This window comes from Pseudomonas sp. DCB_BI, assembly GCF_026240995.1.
In the GTDB taxonomy this organism is placed as follows: domain Bacteria; phylum Pseudomonadota; class Gammaproteobacteria; order Pseudomonadales; family Pseudomonadaceae; genus Aquipseudomonas.
Genome location: NZ_JAPFCG010000026.1, coordinates 1 through 18734, shown reverse-complemented (window position 1 = coordinate 18734; position 18734 = coordinate 1). Strand labels below are relative to the sequence as shown.

Annotated in this window: 18 protein-coding genes and 1 pseudogene; 17 read left to right on the top strand and 2 right to left on the bottom strand. The window is 61.2% G+C overall.

The features are described 5' to 3' along the window. The first annotated feature begins 77 nt into the window (after nt 1–77). The 5 genes from OO258_RS23765 (at nt 78) to OO258_RS23740 (ending at nt 4908) form a co-directional block, all read left to right on the top strand. A complete protein-coding gene (locus tag OO258_RS23765; protein WP_266033500.1) occupies nt 78–1022 on the top strand; it encodes an alpha/beta hydrolase in 945 nt (314 codons plus the stop codon). Nucleotides 1023–1071: 49 nt separating this feature from the next. Next, nucleotides 1072–2124, top strand: coding sequence for an alpha/beta hydrolase (locus OO258_RS23760; RefSeq protein WP_266033346.1), 1053 nt, complete (start codon nt 1072–1074; stop codon nt 2122–2124). A gap of 83 nt (nt 2125–2207) precedes the next feature. Beyond that, nucleotides 2208–3101, top strand: coding sequence for a LysR family transcriptional regulator (locus OO258_RS23755; RefSeq protein WP_266033343.1), 894 nt, complete (start codon nt 2208–2210; stop codon nt 3099–3101). A 392-nt stretch (nt 3102–3493) separates the two neighbouring features. Continuing rightward, nucleotides 3494–4417 (top strand): LysR substrate-binding domain-containing protein, encoded by a 924-nt coding sequence (locus OO258_RS23745; RefSeq protein WP_266033340.1) that lies wholly within the window; start codon nt 3494–3496, stop codon nt 4415–4417. Nucleotides 4418–4548: 131 nt separating this feature from the next. Next, on the top strand, nt 4549–4908 hold the full coding sequence (locus OO258_RS23740; RefSeq protein WP_110744331.1) for an MmcQ/YjbR family DNA-binding protein: 360 nt from the start codon (nt 4549–4551) through the stop codon (nt 4906–4908). 43 nt (nt 4909–4951) lie between these two features. Here the strand turns inward: OO258_RS23740 and OO258_RS23735 are convergent, their stop codons facing one another. Together OO258_RS23735 and OO258_RS23730 are read right to left on the bottom strand one after the other, a co-directional pair. Then, complete coding sequence (locus OO258_RS23735; RefSeq protein WP_266033338.1) at nt 4952–5365, bottom strand: DUF1294 domain-containing protein; 414 nt, start codon at nt 5363–5365, stop codon at nt 4952–4954. Further along, nucleotides 5358–6188, bottom strand: a complete 831-nt coding sequence (locus OO258_RS23730; RefSeq protein WP_110744451.1) for an undecaprenyl-diphosphate phosphatase — start codon at nt 6186–6188, stop codon at nt 5358–5360. Before OO258_RS23730 ends, OO258_RS23735 begins: the two co-directional genes overlap by 8 nt. 300 nt (nt 6189–6488) lie before the next feature. Here OO258_RS23730 and mcpP point away from each other — a divergent pair. From mcpP to OO258_RS23675, 12 genes and pseudogenes are all read left to right on the top strand, one after another. Then, nucleotides 6489–7250: pseudogene (mcpP, locus tag OO258_RS27790) on the top strand (methyl-accepting chemotaxis protein McpP); the annotation flags it as partial. Nucleotides 7251–7388: 138 nt separating this feature from the next. Beyond that, on the top strand, nt 7389–8123 hold the full coding sequence (locus OO258_RS27785) for a methyl-accepting chemotaxis protein (protein ID WP_416309229.1): 735 nt from the start codon (nt 7389–7391) through the stop codon (nt 8121–8123). Between the two features lie 105 nt (nt 8124–8228). Then, a complete protein-coding gene (gene pnuC, locus OO258_RS23720) occupies nt 8229–8795 on the top strand; it encodes a nicotinamide riboside transporter PnuC (RefSeq protein WP_266033330.1) in 567 nt (188 codons plus the stop codon). Continuing rightward, a complete protein-coding gene (locus OO258_RS23715) occupies nt 8792–9361 on the top strand; it encodes an AAA family ATPase (RefSeq protein WP_266033328.1) in 570 nt (189 codons plus the stop codon). The genes pnuC and OO258_RS23715 overlap by 4 nt, the downstream gene beginning before the upstream one ends. A gap of 297 nt (nt 9362–9658) precedes the next feature. After that, nucleotides 9659–10099, top strand: coding sequence for a hypothetical protein (locus OO258_RS23710; protein ID WP_110744336.1), 441 nt, complete (start codon nt 9659–9661; stop codon nt 10097–10099). Nucleotide 10100: 1 nt separating this feature from the next. After that, entirely contained in the window at nt 10101–10679 is a 579-nt protein-coding gene (locus OO258_RS23705; protein WP_266033322.1) for an adhesin, read from the top strand. 50 nt (nt 10680–10729) lie between these two features. Then, nucleotides 10730–12181, top strand: coding sequence for a heme utilization protein (locus OO258_RS23700; RefSeq protein WP_266033319.1), 1452 nt, complete (start codon nt 10730–10732; stop codon nt 12179–12181). Nucleotides 12182–12243: 62 nt separating this feature from the next. Further along, entirely contained in the window at nt 12244–12924 is a 681-nt protein-coding gene (locus OO258_RS23695; RefSeq protein WP_266033316.1) for a C39 family peptidase, read from the top strand. Nucleotides 12925–12969: 45 nt separating this feature from the next. After that, nucleotides 12970–13722, top strand: coding sequence for a hypothetical protein (locus OO258_RS23690; RefSeq protein ID WP_266033313.1), 753 nt, complete (start codon nt 12970–12972; stop codon nt 13720–13722). Nucleotides 13723–13768: 46 nt separating this feature from the next. Beyond that, a complete protein-coding gene (locus OO258_RS23685) occupies nt 13769–15049 on the top strand; it encodes a transporter (protein ID WP_110744341.1) in 1281 nt (426 codons plus the stop codon). A 136-nt stretch (nt 15050–15185) separates the two neighbouring features. Next, nucleotides 15186–17387 (top strand): LTA synthase family protein, encoded by a 2202-nt coding sequence (locus OO258_RS23680; RefSeq protein ID WP_266033308.1) that lies wholly within the window; start codon nt 15186–15188, stop codon nt 17385–17387. A 95-nt stretch (nt 17388–17482) separates the two neighbouring features. Continuing rightward, complete coding sequence (locus OO258_RS23675) at nt 17483–18211, top strand: DUF899 domain-containing protein (protein ID WP_266033305.1); 729 nt, start codon at nt 17483–17485, stop codon at nt 18209–18211. Nucleotides 18212–18734: the final 523 nt, after the last annotated feature.

Genomic DNA, 18734 nt, shown 5'->3' with positions numbered 1-18734 from the left:
TGTTGGCGGCCTGCGCAAACCACCCCGATGGCTCGCTGCTCATTCAACAACAAGGCAGCTTCGCCGCCGGCGGAACGGTGACCACTGCACCGGGCACTTTCAACCCGCACCAACCGATGACGCCCAACGGCCAGACCTACCACGGTGACCACGTCTATGCCTTCTATCAAATCCCGGTGGATGCGCGAAAACTGCCCATCGTCATGTGGCACGGTGCGGGTCAGTTTTCCAAGACCTGGGAAACCACCGCCGATGGTCGCGAGGGCTTTCAGAACATCTTCCTGCGCCGCCATTACGGCGTCTATCTGATTGATCAGCCCCGGCGTGGCGATGCCGGGCGCAGCATGGTCGAGACCACAATCAAGCCTGTGCCTGACGAACAACTGTGGTTCAACCAGTTCCGCATCGGCCTGTGGCCCAACTACTTCAACGGCGTGCAAGTGGCACAGGATGAACAGACCCGCGAGCAGTTTTTCCGGGCGATGACGCCGAATACCGGGCCGTTCGACATGGGCGTGGTCTCTGATGGCGTGTCAGCACTGTTCGACAAAATCGGCCCGGGGATTTTATTCACCCATTCGCAAGGTGGCGGGCCGGGCTGGTTGACGGCGATCAAGAACGACAAAGTAAAAGCCATTGTGGCGTTCGAGCCAGGCAGCAGCTTCGTATTCGCTCAAGGTGAGGTCCCTCCGCCAATTCCCAGCGCGTTCGACACAGTACAAGGCGCGGCCGTGCCGATGGAGCAATTCATGGCCCTCACGCGCATTCCGATTCTGATCCTTTACGGCGACAACATCCCGGAGCAGGCGGTCGACCTGCCCGCTCAGGACAGTTGGCGCGCACGCTTGAAAATGGCCCGGCTCTGGCGTGACGCGGTCAATCGCCACGGCGGTGATGTGCAACTGATCCACCTGCCGGAGATCGGCATTCATGGCAATACCCACTTCCCCATGTCGGATCTGAACAACGTGCAGATCGCTGACCTGGTCGCGCAATTCCTCCAAGAAAACCAGCTGGACTGACCCAAATACTTTTGCAACTGCCGCCCTTTTGATTGCTCAGGAGCTTCAGGTGAAAAACACACTCAAGGCCACGTTTATGTCGGCATTGGTTGGCCTCTCAGCGGGCGAAGCCTTGGCCGCCGATTACAAAAAGAACCCGTTCACCCTCGCCTACGACGGCGCGATCAGCAAGAACGAACCGGGCAAGGTCAACATCCATCCGGTCAGCTACAAGCTCAACGGTCTGGCTATCGCCGCCAACGTATACACCCCGGCTAACTATGACGCGAAAAAGACCTACCCGACCGTGGTCGTTGCACACCCCAATGGTGGCGTGAAAGAACAAGTCGCCGGCCTGTACGCCCAACGCCTGGCCGAACAGGGCTACATCACCATCACGGCCGATGCGGCGTATCAGGGTGCCAGCGGTGGTCAGCCGCGCAGCATCGATAAACCGGCCTATCGCATCGAAGATATTCATGGCATGGCCGACTTCATCAGCCAGTTTGCCGGCGTCGATGACAAGCGCATGGGCCTGCTCGGCATTTGTGGTGGCGGTGGCTATTCGTTGGCGGCAGCGCAAACCGACAAACGCTTCAAATCGTTGGCAACACTGAGCATGTTCAACTCAGGCAGGGTACGTCGCAACGGCTACAACGACTCGCAAATGGACAGCATTCAGCAACGCCTGCAACAGGCGTCAGCAGCCCGCGCGCAAGAGGCGGCCGGCGGCGCGGTGCTGTACTCCGGCGATGCCAACCTCACCGACGAGCAGATTGCCAAAATGCCCTTCGAGCTGTATCGCCAAGGTTATGAGTACTACTGGAAGACCCACGCGCACCCGAACTCGACCTTCAAATACACCACCAGCAGCCTGATCGACTTGATGCGTTTCGACGCCACTGACCATATCGAGTTGATCAACCAACCGTTGCTGATGATCGCCGGCAGCAAGGCCGACAGCCTGTACATGACACAGGACGCTCTCCCCAAAGCCACCGGCACCTCCGACAAGGAAGTGTTTATCCTCGACGGCGCGACGCACATCGAAACCTACTGGGTGCCGCGTTATGTCGACGCCGCAATTGGCAAACTGACCGCGTTTTACGCCCGCACCTTGTAACCAGCTCTATTGAGGGGTCGCGCATTCGTGTGCAACCTGCTTTCATGGATTAATCCCGCGCCCCTCATGAGAGGTTCTCATCAATGTCCCGCGCCAATCTGAACGACCTACAAGCCTTCGTGGTCATCACCCGCGAAGGCAGTTTCACCCGCGCGGCCGCACAGCTTGGCGTTTCGCAGTCGGCGCTGAGCCACACCATGCGCGCACTGGAAAGCCGATTGGGCGTGCGCCTGCTGACACGTACCACCCGCAGCGTTTCGCCGACCGAGGCGGGTCAGCGGCTGTATCAATCGATGGCGCCGCGGTTCGATGAGATCGAATTCGAACTGGCCGCAGTCAGCGAGTTTCGTGACACCCCGGCAGGCAATGTGCGGATTCAAGCCTCTGAGCATGCCGCCAACAACATTCTGTGGCCCAAGCTTTTAAAAGTGCTTCCCGACTACCCGGACATCAAAGTCGAAATCACTGTCGACTACGCCCTGTCCGACATCGTCGCGCAACGCTATGACGCCGGTGTACGCCTGGGAGATCAGGTGGCCAAGGACATGATCGCCGTTCCTATCGGCCCCCCCTTGCGCATCGCGGTCGTGGGCTCACCCGAGTATTTCAAGCAGCGGCCGGTGCCGAAAGAGCCTGGTGATCTGGCTGCGCAAAATTGCATCAATCTGCGCCTGCCCACCCATGGCAGCCTGATGCAATGGGACTTTGAAAAGGATGGTCACGAACTGAAGGCCCGTGTCGAAGGGCAATGGACATTCAACAGCAGCCTGCCGATCCTGCGTGCGGCCGTTGCGGGATGTGGCTTGGGTTTCCTGCCGGAGGACATGGTAGCGAAGGAGCTAGCTGACGGTCGCCTTGTGCGGGTGTTGGAAGATTGGTGCCAACCGTTTGCCGGTTACCATCTCTACTACCCCAATCGCCGTGAACATTCATCGGCGTTTGGCGTTGTTGTTGAAGCGTTACTCTACAAGCACTGAGCCAACGATCTTCAAGGCGCCTGGATTTTACCCGCTTTACCTACCCGCAAATATGCAGACGCTACAGAATTGGTATTCGCTGGGCGATCCGGCGAATGGAAGACGTGTTGCATGAGATCGACTCGGTGCCCCCGTTTGCTCGACCGACGCTCCGCGCGCCGATCCCCGAAGGCACGGCCACCACGACTTTCCGGGGCTTGCTGGGGAAGCACCTATTGGCGTCGGGCATACTGGGAAACCTCGGTACCTACCTGCGCGACAGGGCCTGTCGCTGCGTAGAGGTACGCTTGTCGATGCCAGCATCATCCAGATGCCCGGTTCGACCACCCAGCGAAATCGGGCATAATTGGCGCACTCCATGCCTTTATCCTACTTCATAAGGTCGTTCGAAAGTGCCTATTGGTGATCCCCGAAATTTGAGCGATCTTTTTTATTTCGCAAAGGTCGTGGAGGCCGGCGGCTTCGCTGCAGCAGGTCGCCTGCTTGGCATTCCGAAATCCAGGCTATCCCGACGTATTGCAGAATTGGAGCAACGGATAAACGCTCGCCTCCTTCAACGAACCACACGCAAACTGCAGCTCACCGCCCTGGGTGAGCGCTACCTTCGCCACTGCCAGGCAATGCTGCTGGAAGCGGAGCAAGCCGATGAGGTGATTGCTAGCGCAACCAGTGAGCCCAGAGGCCCCCTCAGGGTCAGCAGCCCGGTCGGGCTAGCAAATCAATTTCTCAACCCGTTGGTTCGTGATTTCCTGGCGCAGTACCCTCACGTCCAGCTCGACCTGCTGCTGGTCAATAGGCGTGTTGATTTGATCAATGAAGGCATTGATGTAGCGCTTCGCGTTCGCGAAGTAGAGGATGAAGAGCCAAACCTTGTCACTAAGCGCTTGCGCGAGGCCCGGACAGAGGTTGTTGCTTCCCCGGACTTTCTCGCCGCTCACCCGATATCCCACCCTGGAGAACTCATGGGTCTTCACTTTCTGGGGGCTCTAGACTCTGATCGGCTAGCCAGATTGCGATTGTTCAACGAAGCGGGTGAGCGTTTCGAGATCGCCATGGCTGCCCGTCTGGGTGTGGAAGACTTCATCATGCGCAAAGAAGCAGCGTTGGCGGGCCTGGGCTTCACCGTTTTGCCATTAATGCATTGTGAACGCGAGCTTGCCACTGGCGAGCTTGTTCGCATGCTCCCTAATTGGCGGTGTGCCCCTGCGTGGCTCCAGGCAGTCTATCCCCACAGGCGTGGTGTGTTGCCGGCTGTCAGGGCTTGGCTGGATCACTTGGCCCACGCGTTTGATCGTTGTGGTGACCAGCCGCTGTAAGTAGCGCCCTTCCCGTCAGCAATCCAATGTTCATTGGTGATTTCGTAGTACGTAACACAACTGTACTGGTCGGCCTGGCGTTCACTGCGCTGCCCAGCTGGCGGGCTCGTTTGAAGCGTGTGGAGAACGGTATGTCTGAAAGGAAGATGAGCGAGGCTCAGGTGGCGGCGTTTTGCCTGGGCCTGCCGGGGGCGCGAGAAGACTACAAATGGGGCGGCATCCGGGTGTTCTCGGTAGCCGGCAACAAGATGTTCGCGGTGCTCGACCTGGCGGGTGCGGGGTTGTCGTTCAAGGTGGCCGATGAACTGTTTCTCGGCTATTGCGACCGCCCAGGGGTGCGGCCGGCGCCATATCTGGCGCGGGCGCGGTGGATCAGCATGGCGCTGCCCTACCCCATGGGCCGTGATGAGCTGTGCGATTTGCTGCAGCGTTCACACCAGCTGGTGGTGCGGCGGCTGCCCAAGCGCGCGCAGGTGGGGTTGTTGATATGACGCCACCTGGACAAGCCTACGAAGACGCCGGGGCAGCCACGCCTCAACCAACAGGCAGATAGCGCCCATCAAAAAACAGCCAGTCCGCCCAGAACACCTGATGCACCAGCACGATCACCCAGAACACCAGCTGGTACGAAACCTTGCGCGTCTTGTGCCGGAACAGTTGCTGTGCCAGCAACGCCCCGGGCCATCCGCCCAGCAGTTCACTGGCATGCAGCACTTTCTCGGGTGTCCGCCAGGCCTGGGTACGCGCCTGCTGCTTGTCCTGCCAATACAGCAACAGGCTGATCAGGCTCATGGCCGGGTACAGGGCCAGCGGCCACCAGGCCTGGTCATTCCAGGCCATGCGCGCCGCCCCCAGGCCCGGTAACAGGCACAACACAACCAACACCAGCAGCTTCAGGCGCGCATTCTGCACCCCAGCAACCCTTTGCCCCCGCAGCGCCTCAGCCATGTGCGGTCGACCAATCAACCCAACCAAACTGCCAGGTCGCCAGGATCAACAGGCCGAACACGATGCGATACCACGCAAACGCCGCATAGCTGTGGTTGGCAATGAACTTGAGCAGCGCCCGTACCGCGATCATGGCGAAGATGAACGAGGTCACAAAACCAATCGCGAACACTGGCAGGTCAGCGGGCTGGAACAAGTCACGGTACTTGTAGCCTGAATAGACCGCTGCACCGACCATGGTCGGCATCGCCAGAAAGAACGAAAACTCGGTCGCCGCCTTGCGCGACAGGCCAAACAGCAGGCCGCCGATGATGGTCGAACCGGAACGCGAAGTGCCCGGGATCATCGCCAGGCACTGGATGAAACCGATCTTCAGGGCATGGCTCCAGCGCATCTCGTCCACGTGGTCAACCTGCACGCGATGGTCGCGGCGCTCGGCCCAGAGCATGATCACACCGCCCACTACCAACGCAGCCGCGACGGTGATCGGGTTGAACAGGTACTCATGAATCAGGTCGGCGAACAGCACACCCAGCACCACGGCCGGCATGAACGCCAACAGCAGGTTGCCGGTGAAACGCCGCGCTGAGGGCTGGCTGGTCAGGCCGAAAACCACTTCGAGAATCTTGCTGCGGAACTCCCATACCACCGCCAGGATCGCCGCCAGCTGAATGATGATGTTGAAAGCCATGGCCCGTTCGCCGCCAAAACCGATCAGGTCAGCGACGATGATCTGGTGGCCTGTACTGGAGATCGGCAGAAACTCCGTCAACCCTTCCACCACGCCCAAGATGATTGCCTGGAAGGCAGTCCAAAAATCCATCATTCCCCCGATGGAGCGCTGCGCGTCGCAGGCCCCTTGTTCTTGATTTGCTTGTGATTGCCGCACGCGGCCCGGCTGTTTTACAGCGACTGTTGGGACCAATGCCAGTGGAAAAGTTCACGCCCGCTAAAGGTTTCATCCAGCGCGGCCGAAATGCTAACAGAGCGCCTTTGCAATCGGCTTGTTCGACCCTGCTGCAGACTGCCACGAAGATAGCACTTAGCCATTAGTCTGGTGGGCCCTGGGTGCAAAGCATGCTTGGATGCATCTGAATAACAAGAACAATGCGGGAGCTCCTGGATGAAGACTCTGAGATCAATGTCGATCAGCCGTCGCCTGTGGCTGATCCTCGTGGTGGCAGTAGCCATGCTGGTGGTGTTGGGGCTGCTGATGCTGCGCCAGATCCACGGTGACCTGTACCAGGCCAAGGCGGAAAAAACCCGCCACGTGGTACAGACCGCTGCGGGTGTGTTGGCCTACTACCAGGGCCTGGAGGCGGCCGGCACGCTCAGCCGCGAAGCCGCCCAGCAGCAGGCGCTGCAGGTAGTGCGCGCGCTGCGCTACGACCACGACGACTACTTCTGGATCAACGACCTGGGGCCGAGGATGATCATGCATCCGGCCAACCCCAAGCTTGACGGCCAGGACCTGTCGGCCATCCGCGACCCGGACGGCTTTGCCGTTTTCAACGAAATGGTCGCCCTGGCCCGCCAGCAGGATGCCGGCCCGGTCAATTATCGCTGGCCCAAGCCCGGCGCCAGCGAACCGGTGGCGAAGACCTCCTATATACAGCTGTTCAAACCGTGGGGCTGGATCATCGGTTCGGGCGTATACGTCGATGATGTGCAGGCAGAATTCGCCCGCCAGCTGCGTGATGTCTCGCTGGTGGGCGTGGGCATTGCCCTGCTGATGGCGCTGGTGGTCATGCTGATTGCTCGCAGCATCGCCCGCCCCTTGCAGGAGGCGGTGCAAGCCATGGGCAACATCGCCAGTGGCGAAAGCGACCTGACCCGGCGCCTGGACACCCATGGCCATGACGAAATCAGCCAACTGGGCGAACACTTCAACCGCTTCAACGGCAAGCTTCAAGGCGTAGTCGGCCAGTTGCAGGGGGCCGCCCACGCGCTGGCCCAGTCTGCCGGGCATGTCGGCGACAACGCCGGTGCCGCCCAACAGCACAGCGCCCGGCAATCACTGCAGATGGACCAGGTGGCCACGGCAGTCAATGAAGTGACCTATGCGGTGCAGGACGTGGCCAAGACGGCCGAACAGGCTGCCGGTGAAATGCGCACCGCACAGCAGCAGGTAACGCACGGCCAGCAGGCCATCCACGGCAGCCTGGCGCAGATCGACCGCCTTTCGCTGACCATCGACCAGGCCGTGCAGGTGATCCGCGACCTGGCCGGGCACAGCACGCGCATCGGCGGTGTGCTTGACGTGATTCGCTCGATTGCCGAACAGACCAACCTGCTGGCATTGAATGCGGCCATCGAAGCCGCTCGGGCCGGCGAGCAAGGCCGTGGCTTTGCCGTGGTTGCCGATGAGGTGCGCCTGCTGGCCCAGCGCACGGCGCAGTCCACGGCTGAGATCCATACCATGATCGAGCACCTGCAGAGCCAGTCGGACGCCGCTGTCCGGGCAATCGATACCAGCAGCGAGGCGTCGCGCCAGACCGTCGAGCAAGCCCGCGAGGCCGGCGCCAGCCTGGACGCCATCAACCAGGTGTTGAACAACCTCACCGCCCTGAATGCCTCCATCGCCAGCGCTACCTTGCAACAATCGCATGTGGTCGAGGAGATCAACCGTAATGTGCTGGATACCGCCGGGCTATCCCAGCAGACCGCCGATGCGGCGCGCCAATCGAGCGATGCCGGTGTAGCGCTGGGGCAGTTGAGCGAGGCGTTGGAGCAGTTGCTGCGCCAGTTCCGCGTGTAGCACCAGCACGTTCTCTGCATGCATTGAGAATCGCTGGCGCGCTACACCTTCACACCACGAACAGCTACAATCGCGGCCCTCCCCCGCAGCCGCCAAGGATCGCCGATGTCCGGCCTTGAACTCATCGCCGCCGTCCTCGGCGTCACCGCTGTCTGGCTCACGGTCAAGCAGAACGCTTGGTGCTGGCCAATCGGCCTGGTCATGGTGCTGATTTACGGCTGGCTGTTCTACGAAGTCAAACTGTACTCGGGCATGTTGCTGCAACTGGCCTACGCCATCCTGCAACTCTACGGCTGGTGGCAATGGAAGCGCCCAGGCCACGCGCAAGACGCCCGTCAGGTCACCCGCCTGCAACGCCCGGCACTCTTCGGTGGCCTTGCTGCCGGGCTTGTGCTGAGCGTCGCACTGGGTACGGCCATGGCCAACTGGACCGATGCCGCCCTGCCTTGGCTGGATGCCAGCCTGACCGGCTTCAGCCTGGTGGCGCAATGGTGGATGGCGCAAAAACGCCTGCAATGCTGGCCGCTGTGGGTGGCAGTCGACGTCATCTATGTGGGCCAGTACCTGCACCAGCAGTTGTACTTCACTGCCGGCTTCTTTGCCGTGCTCACCCTGATCGCGGTGCGCGGCTGGCTGGAATGGCGCCGTGACCCGGCGCTGGTGCAGGCATGAGCATGCAACAGGCGATGAAAGTACTGGTGCTGTGCGGCCCGGAATCCAGCGGCAAAAGCTGGCTCAGCGGCGTGATCCAGGCGCATTTCGGTGGCGTGGTGGTGGCCGAGTACGTGCGCCATTTCATCGACCAGGAAGGCCGCGACACCTGTTATGCCGATATCCCAGCCATCGCACGCGGCCAGCTGGCGTGGGAAGACCACGCCCGGGAGCAGGCCCCGCCGTTGCTGATTCTGGACACCCATCTGCTGAGCAATATGCTGTGGAGCAAAGCGCTGTTCGACGACTGCCCAGCCTGGATGGAGCAGGCATTGCTGGCACGGCGCTATGACTTGCACCTGTTGCTTAGCCCGCAAGGGGTGGAGTGGGTCGCCGATGGGCAGCGCTGCCAACCCGAGCCGGGCGACCGTCAGCGCTTTTTCGATGACAGCCTGCGCTGGCTCGAACAAAATGACCAAGCCTACAAAATCATTGATGGCAATTGGCCGCAGCGCCAGTTGCTGGCCCTGCAAACAGTGGCTAAGCTCATTGATAGCACTCCGCCACCCTATCGCCAAGCGTGTTAAGCCGCTGACACACTCCGCTGGGGCAAAGCCCCCGAAAATGCGGGCCCGCCCCCCGATCCGGGGGCAGTGTCAAGCTGATGAAACACCCCTGCAAAAACCTTTCCAGTCAAGGCCACTGCTGGTTTCGCCGGCGACGCCTGCCGCTATCTGTTTCACGGCTGAGACAAAATGCGCCGCGATTTGTCAGCCTCTGGCGCTAACCCATTGATCTGAAAACGATTCCCGAAAGCGGCACACCTTCTGCTCTCTTGTTCGCATCGCTGAACAGGCCCAGCGCTCAAAGAAGGAATTGCCGTCGTGAGGAAAACAGACAATCGCCTTTATCACGTCTTGCTGATTGGGTGTGTACTGGGGTCGCTGAGCCTGACGGCGCAGGCCGACAAGGGGATCATCATCATCACCCGCGATGTCCAGGTGCGAAACGCGACGATTCCGCCGCTGATACCTGACCCCAACCCCACCACCGTCAATGCCAACCCATCTGCCTACGTGCTCAAGCAGACCAACGAGCTGAGTGACGGCGACTTCGCCAGCATCAGCAGTGGCGCCGGCATCAGCAACCTGATCACCCAGCAGACCAACAACCTCGGTGGAAACCTCGGCAACCAGAACCAACTACCCAACCTGTCAGGTGGCCGTGGCACGGGTGGCTCGGGTAACGGTATCGCCAACATGGTCAACTCAAGTGTGCAGCGCGGCCTGGCGCCGCTGCAGATCCTGACTGGCGGGGGCAAGTGAGATGAAGCTCACGCTGCTGATGCTGGCCACCCTGTGCACTGCACCGGTCTTCGCGCAATCCCTCGTTCCCGTCATCAACAACGCCGATATCGACAGTTCCGGCAGCCGCTATCAGGGCAACCTCTCTGTCAACCAGGCCGCTGGCGACAAACAGCAGCAGGCCAATGCGCGTGCCATCGCTGTCGGCCCCGAAGCCAGCGCCAGCACGCAGATCCGCCAACGCCTGAATACCCCGGCCGACCCTGCAATGGACGCCCACGCGACCATTCGGGGCAACGCCTTCAGCAACGGCAGTGGTGCCCTGGGCGTGAACCAGAGCGCCGGCGCCAATACCCAGCAAGCCAACGCCCTCAGCATCAGCGTTGGCGCGCAACCGCAAAGCATCGACGACAGCGTACTCATGCAACAGAACGTGGCGCTGATCAACAACTCCGGAGCAACTGACATTCCAGCCGGCTATCGCCAGGTCACCACCAGTGACCAGGCCTTCACCGGTAGCCGTGGGGTGATCCAGTTGAACCAGAGTGCCGGGGTGGGAAACCGCATGGCCAACACCTTGAGCATCCGGGTCGCGGATTGACCCTTTCAGTCAAGAACGACACTTAACCTAATAGCGTACGGAGAATCACCATGAAACCCTCGATGGCAATCAAGCCTCTGGTTTTCGCAATTGCTGCGGTCATGGCTGTTGCTGTACAAGCTGGGCAAAACGATCGGCGCAATGACCACCATAACGGCCACCATAACAATGGTCAGCACACGCCTCCACCCACCAAGATCCCTGTGTATGCAACGGCCAACGCCTGGGATACCCAGTCCAGTACCGATAACCGCATCAGCAACCAAGGCACCATCAACGAAGCCGAGATGAGCGACTCGGGCACTGGCTCCAGCGGCAACGTCGGCATCAACGTGGCGGCCGGTAACGGCAACCAGCAGGACAATGCGGCTGCCATCGCCAATGCCGGCTCCGAATCGAGCCTGGACAACAGCTTCGTGTTCGGTATGGCCAGCGCTACTGCCGACGTGCAGCAGACCAGCAGCGACAACCGCGTAGACAACTACTCGACGCAGTCTTCTGCTTTGATGAGTGGCTCGGCCAGCGGGGCTGAGGGCAACATCGGCATCAACATTGCCGGTGGCGACCTCAACCAGCAGAAAAACACCATGGCCATCGCCAACACGGGCGCCCCGCTGGGTAATGCGACCGCCACCGCCTCGGCAAACCAGGACGGCCCTGGCCTGACCGTGAACAACAGCGCCGACCGCACCTACCGGGTGGATACGATTACCATCACCAAGTCGGCCAGCGGCTCGAGCTCGCGTGACGGCACCTTCAACTCGACCGACGACCGCAGCTCGTCTTCGAGCTTCAGCGTGGCCGGTTCGCAAAGCGCCAGCAACAGCGGCTCCAGTGGCTGGAACTCGGCCGGGTCGAAATCCAGCAACGCCAGTGGCTCCAGCAGCATGACTGCCAGCGGCTCCAATGGCTGGAGCGCCAGCGGCTCGGCCAGTGGCAGCGCCAGCTCGTCGAGCAGTGCCAGCCTCAACGCCAGCCTGGCCGCTGCAGCTGATGCCACCCGCACTGTCACCACGGACGACGGTCGTCGCGAACGCACCCGTAGCAGCAGCTTCGATGGCTCGCTGAACGCTTCGCTGGATGTCTCGGTCGACAAGTCGCGCGAAAGTGCATACGACTCGTCGTTCGAGAAGGCCTTCGACTCCAACTACGACAAGTCGCGCGAATCGTCGTATGACAAGTCTCGCGATTCTTCGTACACGAAGTCCCACGAGTCCTCGTACGAGAACGCTTCGGCGTCCGAATACGCCAAGTCTGGCGAGAAATCGCATCAGTCGTCCAACGACGTCTCGAAGAGCTACAGCGAAAGCAGTGCTTACGACTTGAGCAATACCGTGTCCTTCCAAGTGCTGACCCCGACCGGCTGGGCCAACCCAGTTACCAACACTGCAACCCTTAGCGGTTCGGTGAACGGTGGCAGCGGCAACCTGGGCGTGAACGTGGCTGCCGGTGTGGGCAACCAGCAAAGCAACTCGCTGGCCATCTCCAACACCTCGTTCTGATCGCTGCGCTTGAGGCCCCCTTCGGGGGGCCTTTCTTCCACAGAACAAGAAGGCATCCGATCATGCGCATTATTGCCCTGGCGTTTTTGCTGTGCCTGGCCAGCGTGAGCGAAGCTGCACAAATGCCGCTGTCCGTCCTGCCGGGCGGCGCTGTCGTGTTCAAGCCTATCCAGAGCCTACGCGAACGCAAGTTCGCCGACCTGGTGCAACAGAAGACCGACTTCAGCTGCGGCGCCGCCGCGCTGGCGACCATCCTGCGCCAGGCCTACTGGCTGGACGTCGACGAACACCAGATCATCGAAGGCATGCTCGCCCACGCCGACCAGGACCTGGTGCGTACCCAGGGCTTCTCGATGCTCGACATGAAACGCTACGTCGAAAGCCTGGGCATGCGTGCCCGCGGCTACCGGGTAGCCCCCGACACGTTGCACAGCGTGCGCATTCCGGTCGTGGTGCTGATGGACGTGCGTGGCTACAAACACTTCGTGGTCATGCAAAAAGTCGACAGGGGCTGGGTATATGTGGGTGATCCCGTGCTGGGGCACCGGCGCTACAAGGTCGACGATTTTCTCAAGGGCTGGAACGGCATCATCTTCGCCGTGATCGGCCAGGGTTACGACAAGAACAACATCCTGCTCGACCCGCCCCTGCCACTGACCGCCAAGGGCCGGGTGAACAACTTCACCCCCGTGCAGGACGCAGAGTTGCTGGACTTCGGCTTCATCAAAAGCGACTTCTTCTAACGACTGTTCTAATGACAAGGAGCATGAGGCTCCAGGGAGCATTTCATGAAGACTTCATTGTGGTTGGCCATCGCCTGCCTGGCAGCCAGCTTGCCCAGTCACGCAGAGGTGTTGAAACCCATCGAACTGAAGGACCAGGAGCTGGCGAACCTGCGGGGCCGCTATGTGATGCCCGGACGAATCGTGAGCTTCGGCATCGTCATGTCCAGCACCTGGCAAAATACAAAAGGGGATGTGATCGGGGCAACGTCAACGCTGCAAGTTCAGCAATCGACCATCAAACCCCAGTTCTATGTATCGATGATTGATAAAAAAGGCGCAGGTACGTCGCCGAGCAGCGCTTCTACTGCCGGGACTGGCGTGGTAACGGGCGGCAAAGGCCTGACCACCACCGAAGGTGTGACCCAGGTGGTCCGTGCCGCCGGTGACAACAACGCCGCTTACAACAACGTCGATATCAACGTGACCAAAGCGAACCAGGCCCCCGCCGTCCAACAGCAAGGCCAGGTACTGGCCGCCGGGCAGACCCTGGTCGGGGAAAATGGCGCCGGCGCGCTCAGTGTGTCCTCCAGTGGTGTGGGCGTGCAGGTCAACATCAATGCCAGCAACAACCAGGGCAGCAGCGTGCAACGCCTGGCCCAAGGTGGCCTGCTGCAGAACTCGACGCTGCTTGGCAACGGCAACCTGGTCAACAACGTCACCACCCTGAACGTTGTCATGCGCGAGAGCGTGCCGACAGCGGCTTCGCTGAACGGTAGCCTCGACCAGCTCAAAGGTCTTCGCACCTTCGGATACTGATCTACGCTCAGTCTCATCAAAAGTAGTTGGAAGGGACGGCAACTCCATGTACCGATCTTTTACGCTCAGAGCTTTTGTGTGCTTGACTACCTTGGCCCCCGCCACCGCACTTTACGCAGCCGCCGACCCACAAGTCGAAGCGCTGAAACAGGAACTGATTGAACTCAAACGCCGCTATGAGGCGCAGCAACAGGCGCTGATGGTGCTGGAGCAACGTGTGCGCCAGGTCGAGGAGGCCCCAGCTGCCGCGCAACCCAGACGCCTGGTCAAGTCTCCCGCCGAGGGCGTGAAAGGTGCACAGACCGTTGCCTCTGGCGCACCGGGCACCACAGGCAGCTCCTACGGCCAAGCGCTGACGGCCGATTCCGAGCCGGCGCAAAGCGTTTCCAACCTGTATGACGAAGCCAGCGGATTCTTTGGCGGGGGCAAGTTCAGCTTCGAAACCGGCGTCACCTATACCCATTACGATACCCGTGCGCTGACCCTCAACGGCTTTTTGGCCCTGGACTCGATCTTTCTCGGCAGCATCAACCTCGACCGCATCAAGGCCGATAACTGGACCCTGGACATGACCGCGCGCTACAACCTGGCGCAGCGCTGGCAGTTCGACATCAACGTGCCCGTGGTGTACCGCGAGTCGACTTACTCGTCGGGTGGCGCAGGTGGCGCCGGGGCCAGCACGTCTGACGCGTCGGTGACCCGCGACCCCGAGATTGGCGATGTCAACGTCGGCGTGGCCTACAAGTTCCTCGACGAGGACGAAACCTGGCCCGACGCAGTCGCAACCCTGCGCATCAAGGCGCCGACAGGCAAGGACCCGTACGGCATCAAGCTGCGCGAGGTCGATGGCAACAGCAACCTGTCGGTACCGGAAAGCCTGCCGACCGGCAATGGCGTGTGGTCGATTACCCCGGGCATATCGCTGGTGAAAACCTTCGACCCGGCCGTGCTGTTCGGCAGCCTGTCCTACACCTACAACATGGAGGACTCGTTCAGCGACATCAGCCCGCAGGTCAACAGCAAGGTCCCGGGTGACGTCAAGCTCGGCGACTCCTGGCAGATCGGCGGCGGTATCGCCTTTGCCCTCAACGAGAAGATGAGCATGTCGTTCTCGGTGTCGGACCAGTTCGCCCGCAAGAGCAAGATCAAACCGGACGGCGGCGACTGGCAGTCGATCTCCAACAGTGACTATAACGCCGCCAACTTCAACATCGGCTTGACCTTCGCCGCCACCGACAACCTGACCATCGTGCCCAACCTGTCCATTGGTCTGACCGATGATGCCCCGGACTTTTCCTTCAGCCTGAAATTCCCCTACTACTTCTGACAGTTACAACTGGCCGGGCCCCGCCAGGCGGGCCCGGCAAATGGTTACCAGCCTTGTAGCCGACCGCGTTACCTGCCCTGGCCTGTTATCATCATGCACAGATGTATGACGATTTAATGGCAAAAGGGATGTTTTTGTGAAGAACCTGTCCGACCACCCACGTATCCGGCTTGCCGCCCTGGCAGGCCTGGTGCTGGTGATCCCACTGGGTACGCGCGCCATGCTGGGTTGGTCCAACCCGCTCGGTTACCTGTCCGACCTCGCACTCGGCAGCCTGCTGCTGTTGCTGCTGCACCGCCGGCCATGGTGGCTGGCCCTCCCCATACTGCTGGCCTGGGCGGCTCTTTGGGTCGCCTCTGCCGAACTTGTAAGCGCGGTGGGCCGCCTGCCCACCAGCGCCGACCTGACCTACTTGCTCGACCCGCAGTTCATGGAAAATTCGACCGGCGGCGGTATGGCCCATGCCTGGCTGCCCTGGGTCATGGGCGGCGGCCTGCTGGCCTGGCTGGCCAGCGCCTGGCGCAGCCGCGCAGCGCTCAGCCAACCTCTGCCGCGCAAGGCCTGGGCCATACCGGTACTGCTGTTCGCCGCCCATTGGGGCAGCCAACACGTGCTGCCTTCGGACGCCGACCAGTGGCGGCAATACAACCTCACTCACCAGCTGATGTCTGCCGGTGTCGGCGACCTGCAACGCCAGGTCGAAGGCTGGATGGGCCAGACACAGCCCTTCACCCCGCTGCCCAGCGCCGGCCTGACCCAATCCGACCTGCATGGCCAACGCCTGCTTGCCGGCCCGGGTAGCGCGCGCAACTTGCTGGTCATCACCATGGAAGGTATCCCCGGCGCCTACCTGCGGCCCAACCGCCAGGCGCTGCACAGCCGTTTCGACGAAGACCTCATGCCCAAGCTCAGCAAGTGGGCCGAGCGCGGCATGAACACCCCTGACTACGTATTACACACTCATCAAACCATCCGCGGCCTGTACGCGATGTTGTGCGGTGACTACGACAAACTGGCCAACGGCACGCCCAAGGGCGTGGAGCTGCTGACCCAGAACGAACGCAACCAGGCCTGCCTGCCGGCGCAACTGCGCCAGGCCGGCTTTACCACCCACTACCTACAGGGCGCAGGCCTGCGCTTCATGGCCAAGGACCGCATCATGCCGCACATCGGCTTCGACTCGGTGCACGGGCTGGAGTGGTTCCGCAACAAGAATTACCTGGATTTTCCCTGGGGCAAGGATGACCGCGCGTTCTTCGAAGGTGCCTTGGGCTACGTCGGCCAGTTGCAGAAGCAGGACAAGCCTTGGATGCTGACTTTGCTTACCGTGGGCACTCACCAGCCGTATTCGGCCCCGGCCGAATACCTTGAACGCTACGACACCCCGAAACAGGCGGCGGTGGCCTACCTGGATGATGCCGTCGGGGCATTTCTCGACGGCCTGGAACGTCAGGGCGTGCTCAAGGACACCCTGGTTGTGCTGACTTCCGACGAGTCCCACGGCATCGATGGTGTGCGCCTGGCTTCGTCGTGGGGCTTCAACCTTACCCTGGCACCGGAGCAGGCCCAGTTGCCGCACATCAAGCGTGGCACATACGGCCATGTCGACCTGGCGACATCGCTGCTCGACTACTTCTCACTGCCCATCCCCATCGCGCTGGGCGGTCGCTCGCTGTACCGCGACTATGACACTGGCCGTGAGATGATCGCCTACACCAACGGCATGCTGCGCTACCACAATGGCCAGGGCGTGTTCACCGAGTGCGACTTCCAGCAGCGCTGCAGGCGTTACGCCAGCGAAGGCTTCATCGCCGACCAGGCCCGCTACCTGGGGCCCGGCGACAGCTTGCTCGGTCAGCAGGTTGGCGCCTTGGCCGGGGTACTGGATCAGTCCCTGATGCAAACCCCGCTCAACCTGCGTTACCAGTTCGGCGGCCCTGCGCCGATCAAGTTGCGCAAGCGCATTCAGGATGACTGGGCCGACAACCTGATTGGCGCCCAGTACCTGGAAATGCCCGAGGGCTCGCATACTCGCGTGCGGGTCAAGGTACGCTCGCTGGACCCCAAGCGTGCAGCCTACATCCAGCTCAAGGCCAAGCAGCTGGAGCAGGATGTGCCACTGGGCCTGCCGGAAGAAGTCAAAGTCACCGCCGACCAGCCGCTGGAAATGGAGTTCGGCTTCGACAACCCGACCGAGCGCAAGGCTTTCTCCTTCCACTTGCTGGGCTATGGCGGCGGCAAGGTGGAAATCAGCGACTTCAGCGTGATCACTGCATTGCCCGGCGAGGATGAGGCGGCCGATGAACGGACCGAGGGGCATATCGCCCATTCGGGCTGAGGGGCTTCCGCTCATCGCCCGGCCACCGGTGCCTGTCGATTCACCGAGCACGTGCTCGACTAGTGTGTGAATCCCACAGCGTGGAGAGAAGCACCATGAGCACCAGCGAAAGCAGGCACCCGGTGGTTTCCCGCAGCCAGTGGCTGGCGGCCCGCCGGCAACTGTGGCTGCACGAAAAAGCCTTCACCCACCACCGCGACGCGCTGTCCGCAGCGCGTCGCGCACTGCCTTGGGTCAAAGTCGAGCACGACTATCGCTTCCACGGGCCAGACGGCGAGTTGAGCCTGGGCGAGTTGTTCGCAGGCCGGAGCCAATTGCTCCTATACCACTTCATGTTCGCCGAAGGCTGGAGCGAGGGTTGCCCCGGCTGCTCGTTCCTGGCCGACCACTTTGACGGCGCCAACCTGCACCTGACCCACCACGACGTGTCGCTGGTGGCCGTGTCACGCGCGCCCTATGCCGAATTCCAGGCATTCCGCCAGCGCATGGGCTGGCAGTTCCGCTGGTATTCGTCGCATGGCAGCGGCTTCAACGAGGACTTTGGCGTAAGTGTTGGCAATGCAGGCGAGCGCCAGTACAACTATGAGCCTTATGACGGCAATGAAAGCGAGCTGCCCGGCTTGAGTGCGTTCTACCGCGACACGGACGGCAGCGTGTACCACACCTACTCGACCTATGCCCGCGGGCTGGACATCCTGGTCAATACCTACAACTTCCTCGACATTGCGCCACTGGGACGTAATGAAAGCGGGACCATGGACTGGGTGCGCCACCATGACCGCTATGCAGGGCAGCCGGACAAGCCCCACTGCTGTCACAGCTGATGCAGGCAACACACACCTGCAGGAACGGGTTTACCCGCGAACACCGGCAACGCCGGTGCCCTCCACCGCGTTGGTTTCTTCGCGGACATGCCCGCTTGTGTCTTGATAGGGCATTAGAATCTGGAGTGAGAGCGGTGAATGGGTTGAGATCGAACAGCAAACCGCAATGCTGAACGACGAACGGGTTGCCCAGCTGTGGAAGCGGGCTTGCCCCCGAAACCCACGCCGTGGTGGATGGCACGGGCTTCGCCCGTGTTCGCGGGACAAGCCCGCTCCCACAGGGATCGCGCTAGTTTCTAGAAATTAAGCAAGCCAGTTGTTTCCTCAGGTACTGCATCAGCCTCAAGCCTGCGGGGGTACCTGTGGGAGCGGGCTTGTCCCGCGAAGAATCCAACACGGTGCATGGCACCGGCTCCGCCGGTGTTCGCGGGTAAACCCGCTCCCACAGGGATCGCGCTGGATTCTAGAAATTGAGCAAGCCAGTTGTTTCCCCAGGTACTGCATCAGCCTCAAGCCTGCGGGG